The sequence below is a fragment of the Prosthecobacter sp. genome, from assembly GCF_044222565.1.
GTDB lineage: Bacteria > Verrucomicrobiota > Verrucomicrobiia > Verrucomicrobiales > Verrucomicrobiaceae > Prosthecobacter.
Map to the genome: position 1 here is coordinate 15556 of NZ_JBGANA010000042.1, position 16851 is coordinate 32406.

At 59.9% G+C, this 16851-nt stretch carries 9 protein-coding genes; 5 read left to right on the plus strand and 4 right to left on the minus strand.

All coding sequences use genetic code 11. The features are described 5' to 3' along the window. The first annotated feature begins 26 nt into the window (after positions 1 to 26). Both ACILSR_RS32000 and ACILSR_RS32005 read left to right on the plus strand, forming a co-directional pair. Positions 27 to 2426, plus strand: coding sequence for a YHYH protein (locus ACILSR_RS32000; RefSeq protein WP_395753897.1), 2400 nt, complete (start codon positions 27 to 29; stop codon positions 2424 to 2426). 3 nt (positions 2427 to 2429) lie between these two features. Further along, positions 2430 to 2951, plus strand: coding sequence for an RNA polymerase sigma factor (locus ACILSR_RS32005; protein WP_395753898.1), 522 nt, complete (start codon positions 2430 to 2432; stop codon positions 2949 to 2951). On the opposite strand, the gene ACILSR_RS32010 is transcribed toward ACILSR_RS32005, so the two are convergent. Next, entirely contained in the window at positions 2911 to 3603 is a 693-nt protein-coding gene (locus ACILSR_RS32010) for a zinc metallopeptidase (RefSeq protein WP_395753899.1), read from the minus strand. The genes ACILSR_RS32005 and ACILSR_RS32010 overlap by 41 nt on opposite strands. A 120-nt stretch (positions 3604 to 3723) precedes the next feature. Between ACILSR_RS32010 and ACILSR_RS32015 the strand changes: the two genes are divergently transcribed. The 3 genes from ACILSR_RS32015 to ACILSR_RS32025 all read left to right on the plus strand — a co-directional run bounded on the left by ACILSR_RS32015 (position 3724) and on the right by ACILSR_RS32025 (position 11693). Beyond that, a complete protein-coding gene (locus ACILSR_RS32015; RefSeq protein WP_395753900.1) occupies positions 3724 to 4707 on the plus strand; it encodes a hypothetical protein in 984 nt (327 codons plus the stop codon). Positions 4708 to 4927: 220 nt separating this feature from the next. Beyond that, entirely contained in the window at positions 4928 to 5707 is a 780-nt protein-coding gene (locus ACILSR_RS32020; protein WP_395753901.1) for a hypothetical protein, read from the plus strand. A 1621-nt stretch (positions 5708 to 7328) separates the two neighbouring features. Beyond that, positions 7329 to 11693, plus strand: coding sequence for a hypothetical protein (locus ACILSR_RS32025; RefSeq protein WP_395753902.1), 4365 nt, complete (start codon positions 7329 to 7331; stop codon positions 11691 to 11693). A gap of 882 nt (positions 11694 to 12575) precedes the next feature. Here the strand turns inward: ACILSR_RS32025 and ACILSR_RS32030 are convergent. The 3 genes from ACILSR_RS32030 to ACILSR_RS32040 are packed head-to-tail and all read right to left on the minus strand — an operon-like array spanning position 12576 to position 16046. After that, entirely contained in the window at positions 12576 to 13364 is a 789-nt protein-coding gene (locus tag ACILSR_RS32030; protein ID WP_395753903.1) for a succinate dehydrogenase/fumarate reductase iron-sulfur subunit, read from the minus strand. 18 nt (positions 13365 to 13382) lie between these two features. Then, entirely contained in the window at positions 13383 to 15299 is a 1917-nt protein-coding gene (locus ACILSR_RS32035; RefSeq protein WP_395753904.1) for a fumarate reductase/succinate dehydrogenase flavoprotein subunit, read from the minus strand. 42 nt (positions 15300 to 15341) lie between these two features. Further along, positions 15342 to 16046: a succinate dehydrogenase cytochrome b subunit gene (locus tag ACILSR_RS32040; protein ID WP_395753905.1), complete on the minus strand. Its 705-nt coding sequence runs from the start codon at positions 16044 to 16046 to the stop codon at positions 15342 to 15344. Positions 16047 to 16851 lie beyond the last annotated feature (805 nt).

Here is a 16851-nt window from a genome sequence, read left to right on the forward strand (position 1 = left end):
GATCGCCCGGCAGACTTGGCGGCATCATGAAAACGGTCACCGTCTTACTTCTGCTCGTCGCCTCCGCTCACGCCGATCCCCAGCTCTCCTCGTGGTACACCGCTGGCTCGAGCAGGTACGCCCGCATAACCGAGACCGATGCCTCTCTTGCCGCAGGCACCTCCGAAACCACCTGGACCCGGACCAGCGGCCCGAACACGCTTTCTCAATCGCTGCCCGTCTATGCCGGCCCGCAGGAGATCTCCTACAGCACCAGTTGGGTGTATGTGAAGACCCCTGATCTGGCCACCTACCTCATGGGCCCCTGGTATGACAATGCGGCCAAGTCCGCACTTTTCGTCAACATTCCGGTGAATCAGAAAATCATCGCGCGCTTCCCTCGCAGTTACGTCATTCCCACCACCAAGACGGGCACGCAGGGATTTTCCGTGGGCGGCGTCATGCAGGACGCCGTGGGGCTCTATATGGACGGAGTGTGCATCTTCGATCCGATGGACGGCTACTCCTACGCCAATGGCACTGAATCCTCGCCGGGAACCGGCCAGTGGCATCGGGACGCGTATGTAAACGAAGCCATCACTTTCGACAAAAGCTACGCCCATCAGCAGAACACCGGCAAGTACCACAACCACGCCAACCCCTATGGCCTTCGCTACCTGCTGAATGACAACGTGACTTATGACGCTGGCGCCAAAACCTATGCGGAGGGTAACACCGGTACTCCCGCAAAGCACTCTCCCATCATCGGCTGGATGTATGACGGGCTGCCGCTGTACGGGCCTTATGGCTACAGCAGCCCCATGGATGCCACCAGCGGCGTGCGTCGCATGATCGGTGGCTTCGTGTTGCGCAACGGTCTTACCACAGGCGTGGACAACATTACCACTGCAGGCAGGACGGTTCCCGCGTGGTCTCTCCGCAATGGCGGCACCTCCGTGGCTGGTCCAGCCGTGAGCACCACTTATCCTCTTGGCCGTTATGTCGAGGACAACGCCTACCTCGGCGACCTGCAAAAAAGCTCCGGCGTGTACTACACGCTCGGCGTCGATTTTGACCTCAATGAATACAATGTTCGCTATTGCGTGACACCCGAGTTTCCCAACGGCACCTGGGCCTACTTTCTCAACATCACCAGCGCCGGGGTGCCTCAGTTCCCCTACATGTGCAACCGCTGGTTCTACGGCACTCCTACCGGCGGGGCGCTCACGAGCATCACTGAAACCGTCACCACCTACTTCAAGGGCGGGGAGAACCTGACTGAAACCGCCAGCATGGGCGGCGTGAACACCGCCACCGGAGACGTGACCCTCACATGGACCAGTGTGGAAGGTGGCAGTTACAAGGTGCAGGCTTCTGCAGATCTTAGCACCTGGAGCACCCTCGCTACGGCACAGCCCGCCACCGCCAACTCCACGGCCACCAGTGTAATCGAGACAGGCGGCGCCACGGGCAACAGCAAGCGCTTCTACCGTGTGCAGCGCAGCGCCCTGGCCGCCTACGACGGCGGCGGTGGCTTCACCTACTCGGCACCCACGGCTGCGACCAGTGCCGCGAGCGCAGTTGGAAGCAGCACCGCCACGCTGAACGGCACCGTGAACGCCAATGGCATCAGCACCACGGTGACTTTTGACTACGGCCTCACCACCGGCTACGGCAGCTCGGTCTCCGCCACTACGCTGTCAGGCAGCACAAGCACAAGCGTCAGCGCGGGCATCACGGGACTGGCAGAATCGACCACCTACCACTGCCGCGTGGTCGCAACCAGCAGCTACGGCACGACTTATGGCAGCGATGTGACTTTTACCACCAGCGCGGCCGGCACCTTCATCGCTCCCACCGCCAGCACCAGCGCTGCCAGCGGCATTGCAATCACCTCGGCGGTGCTGAATGGCACAGTGAATGCCAACTCCAGCAGCACCACGGTAACCTTTGAATACGGAACCTCATCCACTTCCTACACCAGCTCGGCCAGCGCCACACCTTCCACCGTGACCGGCAGCTCCGGCACCAGCGTGGCCTGCAGCCTGAGCGGTCTCACCGCAGGAACGACCTACTACTTCCGCGTCAAGGCGGTCAATGCCGGTGGCACCACCTACGGCTCACAGCAGACCTTCACCACCACTGCCGCCAGCTTTGGCACCATCACCAGTGTGTCTCCCTCCAGCGGAAGTCGTGGTACCACCGTGACGCTGACCTTGACGTTGGGCACCAACCCGCCTGCGCCACCTGCCACCACCCCGCCAACGGCCGCGTCCCTCACCGGTCCTTCCACCATCACTCCCACCACCACGACGCGTGATTCCTCCTCAGGTGTCATCACGATGCAGATCACGATTCCCGCTGGAGCAGCCACTGGAAGCTACGACGTCAATGCAACCTTCGGCCCGAACACCTGGACCAAGGTCGCCGGATTCACCGTGAACTGAGCCATGGACTCCGACCTCACGAATGACTTTTGCCGCACGCACTGGTCGCGGCTGTACTCCATTGCAAGACAGCGCGGCTGTGATCCACACAGTGCAGAAGATGCTGTGCAGGAGGTGTTTCTCAGCCTCGTCCGGCGTCAAAAAATGGCCGAACTCGTGCTCGCTCCGCTGGCACAGCAGCAGATGCACCTGACAGTGAGCCTGCGCTGCCGCATCTCCAACGCCATCCGCGACCAGCATCGTCTGAAGCGGGGTGGCTCGGCGGTCTTTGTTTCGCTGGATGAATTCGAGATCGCCGATGAGCGCACGCCATCCGCGGCCTTGCCGGATCTTCGGAAAGCGCTGGAAGCATTGCGCAAGGAAATGAAACCTGACGCATGGAGCAAGCTCTTACCTGCCTTGCTGGGAGATGCTCCCTGCCGTCAGCAAACGGGTGCCTACCGGGCCGCTTTGTGCCGGGCACGGCGGCGGCTGAGGCAGCTGGTCAACGAGGCCGCAGCTTTCCCGTGCCGGGCAGGGCGCTGAAGAAGAAGTAGCGCGGTGAACGCAGCAGGTCGCCCACCTCCCGAATCGCCATGCTGAACAGGAGTTCATAAAGGCGGCCGGTGGCCTGGGGGTAATTCTTGAGATGCAGGTCGAGGAACTTGCGCAGGCGCTTGTTCGCATTGAACTCCAGCGGCACACTGCCAAGGTTCAGAAGCAGCACCAAAGCGAAAACAGCTGCAAGGACGAGCAAGGCGACGCGCGGTACGAGGATGCGGGCAATGATGAGACTGATGATCACGAAGACGGCGGCGGTCGGGACATAACGGCTCATGCGGATGCAGCTCTGCCGCCATTTGAGTTCGCCCAGATTTTCACCTGTTTGCAATGAATGCGCCGCCTCATGCAGCGCGATGGCCCAGGCGGAGAGGGTCGTGCCTTCTGCCACCTCACGCCTGAGGAACAGGCTGCGGCGCACCGGGTCGAAGTAATCGGTCACCACGGCGTTGTGTTCGACGATCTTGACGTCCTCCACACCTTCCGATTTGAGGAACATGAGGGCGATTTCGGCACCCGTGTGCGCGGTTGGGGCGGTGGCGCGGAAACCCTTGAGCATCATGGACTCATGCCGACCCTGCGCCCAGCGGGCGACGGCTAGGCTGAGGCATAGAGCGATGATGACGATGATGAACATGCGGATTGAACCTCGCAGCAATACGGGGGCTGGCAAACCGTCCGTGCGTTGATCTTGCGTTCTGGCGGAGGGCGTGATTGCATGACGAATATGCTCCGTCTTGCCTTTCTTTTCCTTCTAATGACCTGTCTTTCCCATGCGGAGGACCTTTTGGGACAGGGGGAGTTTCGTTATCGCGTGGTGCCGGGCTGGGGGAATGAGGCGCTGGGGCAGGTGAGTGTCAAAAATGGGCACGCGGTGGCAATTGATGGAAAGGGACGGCTTTTGTTCCTCACGGATGATGTGAAGAACAATGTGGTCATTTTGGATGCCAAAACAGGAAGATTGCTGCAGCAATGGACGGCGCGGATGCCGGGGGCGCATGGGATGAGTCTGGTGAAGGAAGGCGGGCGGGAGGTGCTGTATATCACTGACACTCAGCTGCATGAGGTGCGCAAGCTGACGCTGGAGGGTGAGGAGCTGGCGCATTTTCCGTGGCCTGAAGGGGCGAAGTTGCATGCGAGTGCGGCCGAGTACCGGCCTTCGAAGTCGGTGCACTTTCCGAGCGGGGAGTTCCTTGTTTTTGATGGGTATGGGAAGGACTACATTTTCCACTACAAAGCGGATGGCTCGCTGCTGCGGTGGTGGGGGGGGAATTTGGGGGAGGGGGAGGATCAATTGAAGCATTGGGGGCCGCACGGAGGGGGGACTTGTGTGTCGGATTCGGCAAAAAACGTGGTCGTCATCGCGATGAGCGATCAGCAGGAGATTAAGAGGTTTACTGAGGAGGGGCGTTTCATTGACAAATTCCCGATGCCGGGTGGGAATCCGCGGGACATTGTTTTTTGGGGGGAGCACGTGATTGTGCCGCATCTTGGGGACCAGTGGCCGAAGGACAAGAATGCGCCGGGGTTCATTTCGATTTTGGACCGGGGGTATCGGGTGGTGTCGAACATTGGGGCGCCGCCGGCGATTTATGAGGGCGGGGAGCTGCAGCCGATGAGCAGTGATGGGAAGACGTTCATTCATCCGCATGGGGTGGCGGTGGATGGGGAGGGGAACCTGTATGTGGCGCAGTTTGCCTCGAAGGCGGCGCCGTTGCTGAAGCTGGAGAGGGTGAAGTGAGTCTGGCAACGGAGATGACGGCCTACGGAACACACGGAACCAACGAAACGTCAGACCCTGTCCGAAGCCTTTCCGGAGTATTCCGGGTGTGGCACAGGCCATCTGTTCCGGCTTTGAGGGCGAGTGCAACTTCTGGCATGGTGGCGGGTTATTAGTGGGGATGAAGACAGAGACCAGCTATCGAGTTGCCAAAGGAGCGCAGCGACGGAGAGTGACCGGCATGCGTCCTCTGGTTCTATTTTTTGCCCTCGCCACGGCGGCTGTGGCCCAGTCTGAAGGAGAGAAGCCCATGCCACCGAAACCGGGTGAGGGGCCGCCGCGTCCGGATGGGGATCGGCATGGCGGGCCGGGCATGATGCATCGGGGCGGGGGCGGGCCGCCGCGGGGGTTTGATGGGTTTGAGAAGCTTTCCGAGGAGGAGAAGCAGAAGGTGCGCGCGGCGTTTGAAAAGGCGTGGCAGCGGCCGGAGGTGATCGAGGCGCGGGACAAGGCGCTGCGGGCGAATGAGGAGATGCGGAACACGCTGCACGGGGCGCTGAAGGAGATTGATCCGGAGGTGGTGGGGATCCTGGAGAAGATCAAGCCGCAGTTCCCGATGGATCAGCGGGGGCTGCCGGAAATGCCGAAGCCGGAATCGCCGCAGTTTGCGCATATGGCGGCGATCAGGCTTGGGGCTGAGCTGCAGGCCATTTCCCGTCCCGAAAGGCGGGATGAGACGCGGGGCTTTCATGAGCGGCTGATGCAACTGCCGCGGGTGAAAGAGGCGCTGGCGAGGCTGGATGCGCTGCCTCCTTCCGAACGTCTTGAGGCTTTCAAGAGGTTCCGTGAGATCTATCGCGAGGCGGCAGGGCAGGAGTTTATGAAGTTTCGCGAGCGCGGGGGAGACCCGAAGGAGGGTGGGTTCCGCCGTCCGCCGCAAGAGCCGGACAACAAGCCGGGGCCGCCGCCGGGGCCTCCACCGGACAAGCCCGGGCCGCCGCCTGGGGAGAAGAAGCCGTGACGGAGGGGAAGTTGACGGTGGTTTACTGTTGTTGACGGTGGTTGACGGTGGTTGACGGTGGTTGTCTGGAGTTCCGGAGGGATGGGGAGACTGTCGGACCGTGAGACAATCAGAGGGGGGAGTGGAATGTGGGACGGGCGAGGGATGCCAAGGTAAAATGATGGTTTCTGGATCTGTCTGATCGATCCGAATGATTTTACCCGTCATCATTTTACCCGTCCTTTGTTGCACTCTCTGGGTATAAAATGCCTGGCGGCTCTATCGGAGATTTGCACCGCAGAGGTTTGAAAAACGCAGAGGGGGCCGGAATTTTGAACCACGGAGCCGAGCGAAGCGAGACAGACGACTGCAAGGAGCCCGAAGGGAAGCGCAGCGAATCAATTCACGAGCAGCACGGATGATGGGGAGGAGCTGAGGTCGGGGAGAAAAGGGGGGCGCTGGTTTGGGCAGGGGAATGAAGGAGCAATGGAACTGCCGGAGATTTGCACCGCAGAGGTTTGAAAAACGCAGAGGGGTCCGGAATTTTTGAACCACTAATCGGACACTGATCAAACACTCATGGCAGAGGCCAGATGGGATCAAGATGGGTTTTGTGGTTTAAGAGGTCTGAATTTTTAACCAAAGAGAACTCGGAGGGACACAGAGGCGGAGGAGGGGAGCATTGAGAGAGACCGGAATTTTGAACCACGGAGCCGAGCGAAGGGAACCGTAGCGAAGCGGAGATAGCCGAAGGCAAACAGACGACTGCAAGGAGCCCGAAGGGAAGCGCAGCGCATCAATTCACGAGCAGCACGGATGATCGAGAGGATTTGAGGCCGGGGAGAAAAGAGGGGCGCTGGTTTGCGGTGGTTTGTTGGGAGTTCTGGAGACGTGAGGGGGCGATGGGGGACGCGGAGGTGGGATAGGGCAGAAAAATTAGGGGCAGAAATATTTTCTGAGACTGAGACTGGGGGACTGTCGGACCCTGAGATGATCAGAGGGGGAGATGGCGGTGGTTTGTTGGGAGTTCTGGCGACGGGAGAGGGCGATGGGGGACGCGGAGGGGGGTAAGGTAGAAAAATTAGGGGTAAAAATATTTTCTGAGACTTGGACTGGGGGACTGTCGGACCATGAGATGATCAGAGGGGGAGAGGGGAGTTGGCGGTGGTTGGCGGTGGTTGGCGTTTGTTTGCCATGGTTGAGAGACTGACCCGAATGAGGCGGAGGATTTTTGCAGGGCTGAGATGCGGAGAACGCGGAGATTGGGAGGACGCAGAAGTGGCTGCTGAGGAGTGAGTGATTTGGGGGGGGCGCCCGTTCTTCGCTATCCGTCCTTCGCTAAAGCTACGGAGGACTGGGAAGCTCCGAAGGGTGCGCTTCGCGCAGAGGACGCAGAGGGGGCTTTGGGAAGCTGCTGATGGCGATGAGGTGGGTGAGTTGAGGAGAAGATGCGGGTGTCTTTTGTCAATTTTTGCACCGGCCCCGAGTGAGGCAGGCTGTCGAACGAGGGCTTCAGCGCGGAGAGGCGGGATGATAGAGCGTGGGGAAGACTTGGTTTTGGCTGGGTTACGGCTTTAGGAATGATGCGAGCTGTCAAAAATTTGCACCATGTATCCAGCTTCTATAAGTGGTATGCTTATCTATGTTGCAACCATCTGACTACTGTGAACTCAACCGCCGCTTTGTACAGTTCAAGCATGAGGCAAGTACAGATGATTTTGCTCTGCAAAGTTATGATTCGCATTCCGCTTACTTTGAATGGGGTTCTCTCGGTTGGGGCGAATTGATGGGTAAGCCGGGGGTGATTGTCATTCTTGGAGAGCCCGGCAGCGGTCGCTCTTATGAGTTCAAAGCTAGATGCCAGGTCCTCTGCGATCAGGGGGCGGCAGCGTTTTATCTGGAACTGCACAGGCTTGTCGATGCCAGTCCTGCGGAGGTTCTTGGCGATCAAGATTCTCCAAGGTTGGAGGGCTGGCAGCAATCCAGCGACACAGCTGTTTTCTTTCTGGATGCAGTGGACGAAGCTAAGGTTGAGCGCGTTTCAGACTTCGGCTTGGCATTGGAAAATTTCGCCAGAGCGCTTGGCGCACACCGCAGCCGTGCCACGGTCTTCATTTCGTCCCGCATCAGTGAGTGGTCGCCTGAGATGGATCTCCGCCTTGTGGCTGAAACTCTCTCCACCGCACCGGAAGAGAAAAAGGAAAAGCAGGGCGCATCCGAAGATGATTCGGATGAAGAGTTTGACCCAGACGCAGAGACCAACGTCAGTGCCAGCACTAATGAGGAAAAGAAGGCTAAGTCCGAGATCCCTGTTTACGTCATTGCACCGTTGAAGCGGGATCAGGTGGCAAAGCTCGCCCAAGCGTTGGGAGTGGCGGACGCAGACAGCTTCCTCGCCGCGCTGGATCAGCGCCATGCATGGGAGTTTGCCCGCCGTCCTTCGGATGTCCGCTTTCTGGTGCAGTATTGGAAAAAGCATGGGCAGATCGGCTCGCTCACGCAAATGCTGGACGAGAGCTTACTGCTTCTCCTCGCTGAGACCGAGGAGAAGCAGCATCGGTCCGTTAAATTTCCCCTCACTCAGGAGCAGGCACGGCACGGGGCGGAGGCTCTGGCGGCAGCCACACTCTTCTGCCGCACCCTGGACTTTGAGATTTCAGACACCGCCACTCTGGGACGAAGGCCGGGCCTCCGGCCGCTGGACTGTCTGCCGCCCCAATGGACAGACATGCAGAGCAAGGCGCTGCTTGACCGCCCGTTGTTTGACTCCGCCATCTACGGGCGTGTGCGCTTTCACCACCGGCGGCTGGCCGAGTACCTCGCTGCCTGCTGGCTACGGAATCGGATGCAGCGCCAGTGTCCGCCGCCAGTGCTGCATGATCTTCTTTTCGTTGTTCTTCCCAGCGGCAGGCGTGTCATCAGGCCCTCACGCGCACCCGTGGCCGTGTGGCTGGCCTGCATCGGTGAGGGGGGCTGGGTAAATGATCTGCGCACATGGCTCCTTGATTCATCACCTCAGTCATTCCTGCGCTTTGGCGATCCCTCCCTCCTGCCCGTGGGATTTCGGGATCAGATCATCGATGCCATTGTCCTCCGATTCAGAGACCGCACGCACGTGCGTATCGAGACGGATGCTTCCGCCATGAGTCGGCTGGCAGACCCAGAACTCGCTGCGACTCTCTCCAGACACGTTCTTGATCCACAGGTCGGGCCTGGAATCAAAGCAGAGCTGCTCGATTTTGCCGTTCATGGCAGAGTGAGTGGTTGCGTGGATGCCGCTCTGGCTGTTTTGCGCATGTCTAGTGGCGAGAGAAGCCTGGAACGCTCTGCCATAGACTTGATCACCTCATGCGGCTCTCCAACTGCCTTGGCGGAACTGGCAGCACTGGTGGCGCAAGATCAATGCATGGCCGCCAGGCACGTAGGTCTACTGGCCAGTGCTCTCTTCCCTGCGCAGCTTGATGTCACCGGCCTCCGAGCCTTGCTGACCCTGCGCCAATCATCGTCTCGGATCTGGCGGCTTGAGCAGCTGTTCAGTCATACGCCGAAGGGGTGGAGTCCCTTTGCCGTGCTGGAGATGCTGGTAGGCATGGTATTGACCAGCCCGGATATGATTCCACACGAGGGCTTCGTGGCAGAGCGCTGGATCACGGGTCTGATCTCCAGCTTGATCAAAGCGATTTTTGAGGGACGGGAGATCAGTGCCGTTCATCTGGACACGGTGGCCAAGGCCTGCTGGCTGCTTCGCAAAGAGCATCCAAATGGCGATGGTACCTTACATTCGATTCCGAAGTTTGAGGAGTCCACCCGCCGCTTCCAGGGATTGCGACGCGCCATGTTCTGGCTAGCGGTCAGGCTGGATCCCGAGAAAAAAAGTGTGCGTAGCGTTCGCCACGATGGCTGGATTTATTTTCATGATGACCTTCACTTCACCTTTTGTGCCGAAGACCTCGAATGGTTAATACAAGATGCCTCAAATCATCCTGATATTGACTTGCGTGCCATCGCGGCATGGCTGGTTTTCAATCAATGGCAGTGGAAAAGAGTGCCATCCAAAGCCATTCGCAGGCTGAAGCGCGCTGTTCGTGATCTGCCCGACATTTACCGCGAGCTTAAGAAGCGAGTAAGACTGGTCGTCCAGGCCCGGCTGCTGTGGTGGTGGTACTGGCCGCAACAGAAAAGACTCTTCAGCAAGTGGACCTGGAAAAAACACTGGAAAGCAGTTAAAAGCTTCGTTTCCCGCTGGCGTGACACATGGAATCTGCATACAAAAATTCGCCATATCCGGTCTGGGAGGTTTATCCACTGGGTGGAGCGCTTAACGCGGGAAACTTCCAGTGACTCGCGCTGGGCTGCGCGTGATTGGTCCAAGCTGATCGCCAAGCGTGGGCCGCGCATAACCCGCGCAACTCAGCAGGGCTGTGTGGCGGTCTGGCACTCCTATGAACCCAGCGCTATCAATTCTTCGGATGGCACTCCCTACGGAGTGATTGTCGGCCTCTGCGCTCTTCAATTCCTCTATCAAAACAACCGTCGTGTTTTCGCGCAGTTCACACCGGCTGAGGCCCGCCGTGCGGCCAGATATGCGGTGAATGAGATGAACGGATACAGTGAATGGCTGGAGGAACTGGCACGGCAGCATCCAGATGCCGTACGCGATGTGCTGGTCGAATGCATCCGGCACGAATGGAACGCGCCGTTGCAAAATGGTTTCTGGCCCCGACATCTGGATTCGACGGGAAGAGAAAAATCCACTCTGGCCCCTTTGGTATCTCCTGTTGTCGCAGAATTGGTCGCAGGCAGTCCACCTGCCAATGTAGCAGTCCTTTCAGCGGCCATCAGTCTCTTGATTCGACATGAGGGCATTGAGCGGGAGGAACTTGCCCGCCTCTCCGCACAAAAACTGGTCAGCCTCCGTCCTGAAGACCCAGGCTATTTGGCATGGCTGGTCGTGTGCCTTCAGACAAACGCCGCCGTGGCTTTGGAACATCTGGAGGAGCGAGGCAGAAATGAAGCGGACGCAGCTAGGGACAGTCCTGGAAACAACTACATGGTTGTCCTCTGTTCTGTTATGCGGGGAGACATGGCGGTGGAGTGGTTGCCTCGCATAGCGGCTCCGGATCATCTATGTGCACCGCATGCGGCACGGTTCATTCGCTTGGTTTACAGGTTTGTCGATCCGTCTTACGACATCACCCATGCCGACGGCGAACCATACAGCCCAGGCCAGCGAGACGATGCGCAGTCCTACCGCAGCGCTATCCTCACGAGGCTCTCCGAGCTGCCGGATCCCGAAGCTGAAGGCGCGCTGCGTTCCTTGCTGACATTGCCCGAATGTGCGGCTGACCACGACTGGATACGCCATCTCATCGACGAACGTATGGAGCGCATGGCCGATGGAGCCGCATTCCACGCACGGGACATTCCCAACTTCGAACGTCACAATGAAGCTGTCCCAAGATCCTCAGCCGAGCTGTTCCGCACCGTGCAGCGCAGGCTCGCTGCCATCAAACACGATGTAGAGCATGCCGACCAGTCTCTGCGCATGAGCGTGAGGGCAGGGGACCGTGAAGTGCAATTGCGTCGATTCATCGCGCTGGAGCTAAGCCGCCGGAGTCAGCAGTGCTACACCGCCCCACAGGAGTCCGTCATCCAAAATGAAGAGCGGCTAGATATCCGAGTAGAGAATCCGGATTTTCCGGGACCCGTCGTCATCGAGGTGAAACTCGGGGATCTCAGAAGCAGAACCGTGGCCTCCCTGCTGACGGATCTGGAAGGGCAGCTTGTTCAGCGGTACCTGAGGGATGAAAACTCAAGGCATGGCATCTATCTCGTCGGCTACACCGGGGAGCGCACAAATTGGGAACATCCTGAGACAGGCGAGAGGCTCAGCTTTGACGAAGTCATCTCCCTGCTCGATTCGCGTGCCGATGAGATCCAAAACAACAACTCTGCCGTGGAAGGACTGAAAGTTGTTGGCATTGATTTTCGGCTGCCTCGCAATTGATAGCAACTCGTGATAGCTAGTTTTTAAATAGAAAGGCTTGCCCGGTGAGCGCAAGAACTTCGCCCGGATTTGTGGTTGAGCCGATTGCAGACGCTGCTGGAGGGCGCGGTGTGTGAAGGGGGCGATGGGTTTGCTTTGCGGGAATGCATCCTCGGGTACCAGAGAAGCCTCGCTGAGGCTCGGCATCCCTTCGCTATGGTGCGGAAGGCCTTTGGCCTTCGAGAGAGGAGCCAGTCGCAGTGTGGTGCGCCATTCCTGATGAGGCGGATCAGTCGCTGCTGGCGGCTTCTTTGTGGGTGTTGGTGAAGGCTTCTGCGCGGCTGGCTTTTCGTATGGCAAGGACGGCGCACCTTTTTTGGCGGCTGCGACGAGGCAGACCCGGGATTTGGGGCCCGATGCAGCGGGGGCCTACCTGCCGTGGTGCACGCGGGACATTTGCTGAAGCGTTTTCAATCTCGAATGTGAGATGACGGCCTACGGAATACGGGGAACAGACGGAATTTCGGAGCCAAACCAAAGCCTATGCCTGTTGCTTCACTTTTTGAGTGAATGATGCCCTAGCAGCGGTGATGCAAGGGGGACGCTGGCGCTGCGGGACGGAGGTGTGATACCGCGATCCTTTGAAAATGGGGCTGTGGTGAGGAGTGCGGGAGATCCGGGAGGCGACGGTGAAGCACAATGGGTTTTTGAAGGAGCTGGGGCTGCCGCTGCTGCCGGTGGCGAAGGGGCAGGGGTGAGGGGCGTGAGGTAGCCTGCACGTCTCACACTCCCAACATTGACAGGCGACGGTGTAGCGCGGAGTTCCGATTCCGCGGCGGTGCTGACTCGGTATCGGAATACCGAGCTACATCCATGCGTGCCACACGCTGCTCGGAGAGACGATTAATCTCCGCCGCCGGCGACTTTGGGGGTGTTGCCGAAGGCTTCTTTGACGGAGGCGAGGGCGTAGTCGCGGTTGAGCTTGGTGATCCAGCGGACGCTGATGCCTTTGGGGCAGGCGGCTTCGCATTCGTACTGGTTGGTGCAGTTGCCGAAGCCTTCTTTGTCCATCTGGCGGACCATGCCGAGGGTGCGGCGGTCTTTTTCGGGCTGGCCCTGGGGGAGGGAATTGAGCTGGCCGGCTTTGGCGGAGACGAAGAGCATGGCGCTGGCGTTTTTGCAGGCGGCGACGCAGGCTCCGCAGCCGATGCATTCGGCGGCGTCCATGGCGGAGTCGGCGACTTCTTTGCCGATGGGGATGGCATTGGCGTCCTGAGGGGCGCCGGTGCGGACGGTGACGAAGCCGCCGGCCTGCTGGATGCGATCGAAAGCGCCGCGATCAATCATGAGGTCTTTGAGGACGGGGAAGGCGCGGGCGCGGAAGGGCTCGACCCAGATGGTGTCTCCGGTGCGGAACTTGCGCATGTGGAGCTGGCAGGTGGTGGTGGCTTTTTCGGGGCCGTGGGGGATGCCATTGATCTGCATGGAGCACATGCCGCAGATGCCTTCGCGGCAGTCGTGGTCGAAGGCGACGGGGTCTTCGCCTTTGGAGATGAGGCGCTCATTGATGATGTCCATCATCTCCAGAAAGGAGGCGTGATCGGGAATGTCCGGGGCGTCGATGTCCTGGAAATGGCCGGGCTGCGAGCCGTTCTGACGCCAGACTTTGAGGTGCAGATTGAGTTGAGACATGGGGACGGGAAAGAAACGTTATTTGTAGCTGCGGACGGCGAGGTGGACTTCTTCGAAGGTCAGGGGCTCTTTGTTGAGAGTGGGCTGGCTGAAGTTTCCGGTGTATTCCCAGGCGGCGGCGTAGCTGAAGTTTTCGTCGTCGCGTTTGGCTTCGCCATCGGGGTATTGGTACTCGGAGCGGAAGTGGCCGCCGCAGCTTTCTTCGCGGTGGCGGGCGTCGAGGCAGAGGAGCTCGGCGAACTCCATGAAGTCGGCGACGCGGCCGGCTTTTTCGAGTTCGGGATTGGTGAAGTCGCCGCTGCCGGGGACTTTGACGTTTTGCCAGAATTCTTCGCGGAGTTCGGGGATGCGTTTGATGGCTTCGGTGAGGCCTTCGCGGGTGCGGGCCATGCCGCATTTGTCCCAGACGAGGAGGCCGAGCTCGCGGTGGAAGCTGTCCACGCTGCGCTTGCCGTTGATGTTGAGGAATTTTTTGGTCTGCGCGGTGCAGTTTTCGACGGCTTTCTTGAACTCGGGGTGCTCGGTGGTGATGCTGCCGGGCTTTTGGCCGACGAGGTAGTTGGCGATGGTGGTGGGGATGACGAAGTAGCCGTCTGCGAGGCCCTGCATGAGGGCGGAGGCTCCGAGGCGGTTGGCGCCGTGGTCGGAGAAGTTGGCCTCGCCGAGGACGTGGAGGCCGGGGAGGTTGCTCATGAGATTGTAGTCCACCCAGAGGCCGCCCATGGTGTAGTGGACGGCGGGGTAGATGCGCATGGGGCGCTTGTAGGCGCTTTCTCCGGTGATGCGCTCGTACATGTCGAAGAGATTGCCGTAACGCTCGGCGATGGTCTTGGCACCGAACTGGCCGATGGCTTCGGCGAAGTCGAGATAGACGCCACGACCGCCGGGGCCGACGCCGCGACCGTCATCGCAGGCTTCTTTGGCGGCGCGGGAGGAGATGTCGCGGGGGGCGAGGTTGCCGAAGGAGGGGTATTTGCGCTCGAGGTAGTAGTCGCGGTCGGCTTCGGGGATTTGATCGGGGGCCTTGCCGCAGTCTTCTTTTTTCTTGGGGACCCAGACGCGGCCGTCGTTGCGGAGGGACTCGGACATGAGCGTGAGCTTGCTCTGGTAGTCGCCGCTGACGGGGATGCAGGTGGGGTGGATCTGGGTGTAGCAGGGGTTGGCGAAGAAGGCGCCTTTGCGATGGGCACGCCACGTGGCGGTGACGTTGCAGCCCATGGCGTTGGTGGAGAGGTAGAAGACGTTGCCGTAGCCGCCGGTGCAGAGAAGGACGGCATCGCCGGCGTGGGATTCGATTTTGCCGGTGACGAGGTCGCGGGTGACGATGCCTTTGGCGTGGCCGTCAACGGTGACGAGATCGAGCATCTCGGTGCGCGGATACATCTTGACGCCGCCGGAGGCGATTTCCTTGTTGAGGGCGGAGTAGGCGCCGAGGAGGAGCTGCTGGCCGGTCTGGCCGCGGGCGTAGAAGGTACGGCTGACCTGGGCGCCGCCGAAGGAGCGGTTGGCGAGCATGCCGCCGTATTCGCGGGCGAAGGGGACGCCCTGGGCGACGCATTGGTCGATGATGTTGACGCTGACTTCGGCGAGGCGGTGGACGTTGGCCTCACGGGCGCGGAAGTCGCCGCCTTTGACGGTGTCGTAGAAGAGGCGGTGGACGCTGTCGCCGTCGTTTTGGTAGTTTTTCGCGGCATTGATGCCGCCCTGGGCGGCGATGGAGTGGGCGCGGCGGGCGCTGTCCTGGAAGCAGAAGCACTTCACCTTGTAGCCGAGTTCGGAGAGGGTGGCTGCGGCGGAGGAGCCGGCAAGGCCGCTGCCGACGACGAGGACGGTGAACTTGCGCTTGTTCTTCGGATTGATGAGCTTGGAGTCCTGCTTGTGCTTGGACCACTTCATTGCCATCGGGCCGGAGGGGATATTGGAATTGAGGGACATGACGTTGAAAGTTCGAAGGACGAAGGCGGGATGACGAAGGGATCAGCGTCCGTAGTGGAAGAAGTAGATGGCAACGGGGATGGAGCAGTTGCCGATGAGGATGAGGCCGGCGAAGAGGTAGCCGAGCTTTTTGAAGAGGGGCTCGGACTTGTCAGTGGAGACTCCGAGGGTCTGGAAGAGGCTGCTGAAACCGTGGCTGAGGTGGCTGGTGAGGAGCACCATGGCGATGATGTAGAACGCGACGGCGGGGAACCAGGAGAAGCCGGCGATGACCATGCGATAGACGTCGTGCACGGTGTGGCCCTCGAGAGTGGTCTTGTAGGTGCCGTAGTCGTTGCCGGCGTGGATGGTGAAGTGGAGGAGGTGGTAAACGATGAAGGCGAGGATGGTGAGGCCGCTCCAGATCATGATGCGGGAGGAGGTGCTGGAGACCTGGGCCTTGTGCTGGGCGTAGGCGGCGGTGCGTGCGGCGCGGTTGGCGCGGGTGAGGGAGATGGTGGCGAAGATGTGGATGACCACGGCGGCGAGGAGGCCGAGGCGGGCGATCCAGACGCCGCCGCCATGGAGGGCGGTCTGGAGCATGTGGCCGTATTCATTGATGGCGTCCTTGCCGACGAAGATCAGGAGGTTGCCGATCATGTGGCCAACGACAAAGCCGAAGAGGATGAGGCCGGTGAGGGCGACGAGAATCTTCTTGCCGATGGAGGAGGCGTAAAATCGCGAAAGGGAGTCAAAAACTGCGCTCATGTGGGGATGTTCATCATGAACATACGATGGGTGTGCGCAAGCCGAGCGTGCAATTTTCCTTGGGAGGGAATGATGCGAACGGGTCTCAACGGAGGGGTGTAGGCGGGATGCCGATGTGGGCGCGCCGAGGAGTGATGGAGCGGATGGAATGATGGCCTACGGAATACACGGAACACGCGGAATGGAGGGAGCGTGCGGAATGAACGGACACTGACTTGGGGCTTGGGGTTCTGGGGGTGGTGAGGGGATGGGAGGAGAGAATGAAGGTAGAAAAATTAGGGGTAGAAAAATTTCAGAGGGCCGGAACTCAAGGCGGATGGATTGTGGGACGGAGGGTGGTGGTTGTGCGGGAAAGGGGGCGCTGTTTTTTGGCAAAGGAATGGCAGGAGATTTGATGGGGAGAAGCTGGTGAGAACGCAGAGGGGGCCGGAAGTTGGAACCACGGATGGCACGGATGCCGGAGGGTGATGGGGGGGAAGCGTCAGGGGCTGCGAAAGGGGATTGCTTCGCTTGCCGCACTGGTAGCATGCGTGGAAGCGGGACGGTGGACCGTCGCGGAGCGTCGGGGGATCAGGATGATCCCCCTCCTCCAAGGCATGCGCGTGGTGATGCGGTGGAAGGAAGGAGCTGGGGGGGGCGGTCTGGGTCTGGCAGGTCTTATGGGACCTAGACCTAATGCCGCTAAGCAATCGTTGTGACGGCGAAGTTTCTGGAGGTGGACGACGAAGAGGTGTTGATCATGCGTGGCCATTTGTCCACAGGGCGTCGGACTTTGCGCTGGCAGGATCTTGTTCGTCGTGGTGGC

Excerpts from the sequence above, each read along its gene's own strand:
- ACILSR_RS32000 (WP_395753897.1), top strand. The coding sequence starts at position 27 with ATGAAAACGGTCACCGTCTTACTTCTGCTCGTCGCCTCCGCTCACGCC.
- ACILSR_RS32005 (WP_395753898.1), top strand. The coding sequence starts at position 2,430 with ATGGACTCCGACCTCACGAATGACTTTTGCCGCACGCACTGGTCGCGG.
- ACILSR_RS32010 (WP_395753899.1), bottom strand. The coding sequence starts at position 3,603 with ATGTTCATCATCGTCATCATCGCTCTATGCCTCAGCCTAGCCGTCGCC.
- ACILSR_RS32015 (WP_395753900.1), top strand. The coding sequence starts at position 3,724 with ATGACCTGTCTTTCCCATGCGGAGGACCTTTTGGGACAGGGGGAGTTT.
- ACILSR_RS32020 (WP_395753901.1), top strand. The coding sequence starts at position 4,928 with ATGCGTCCTCTGGTTCTATTTTTTGCCCTCGCCACGGCGGCTGTGGCC.
- ACILSR_RS32025 (WP_395753902.1), top strand. The coding sequence starts at position 7,329 with ATGTTGCAACCATCTGACTACTGTGAACTCAACCGCCGCTTTGTACAG.
- ACILSR_RS32030 (WP_395753903.1), bottom strand. The coding sequence starts at position 13,364 with ATGTCTCAACTCAATCTGCACCTCAAAGTCTGGCGTCAGAACGGCTCG.
- ACILSR_RS32035 (WP_395753904.1), bottom strand. The coding sequence starts at position 15,299 with ATGTCCCTCAATTCCAATATCCCCTCCGGCCCGATGGCAATGAAGTGG.
- ACILSR_RS32040 (WP_395753905.1), bottom strand. The coding sequence starts at position 16,046 with ATGAGCGCAGTTTTTGACTCCCTTTCGCGATTTTACGCCTCCTCCATC.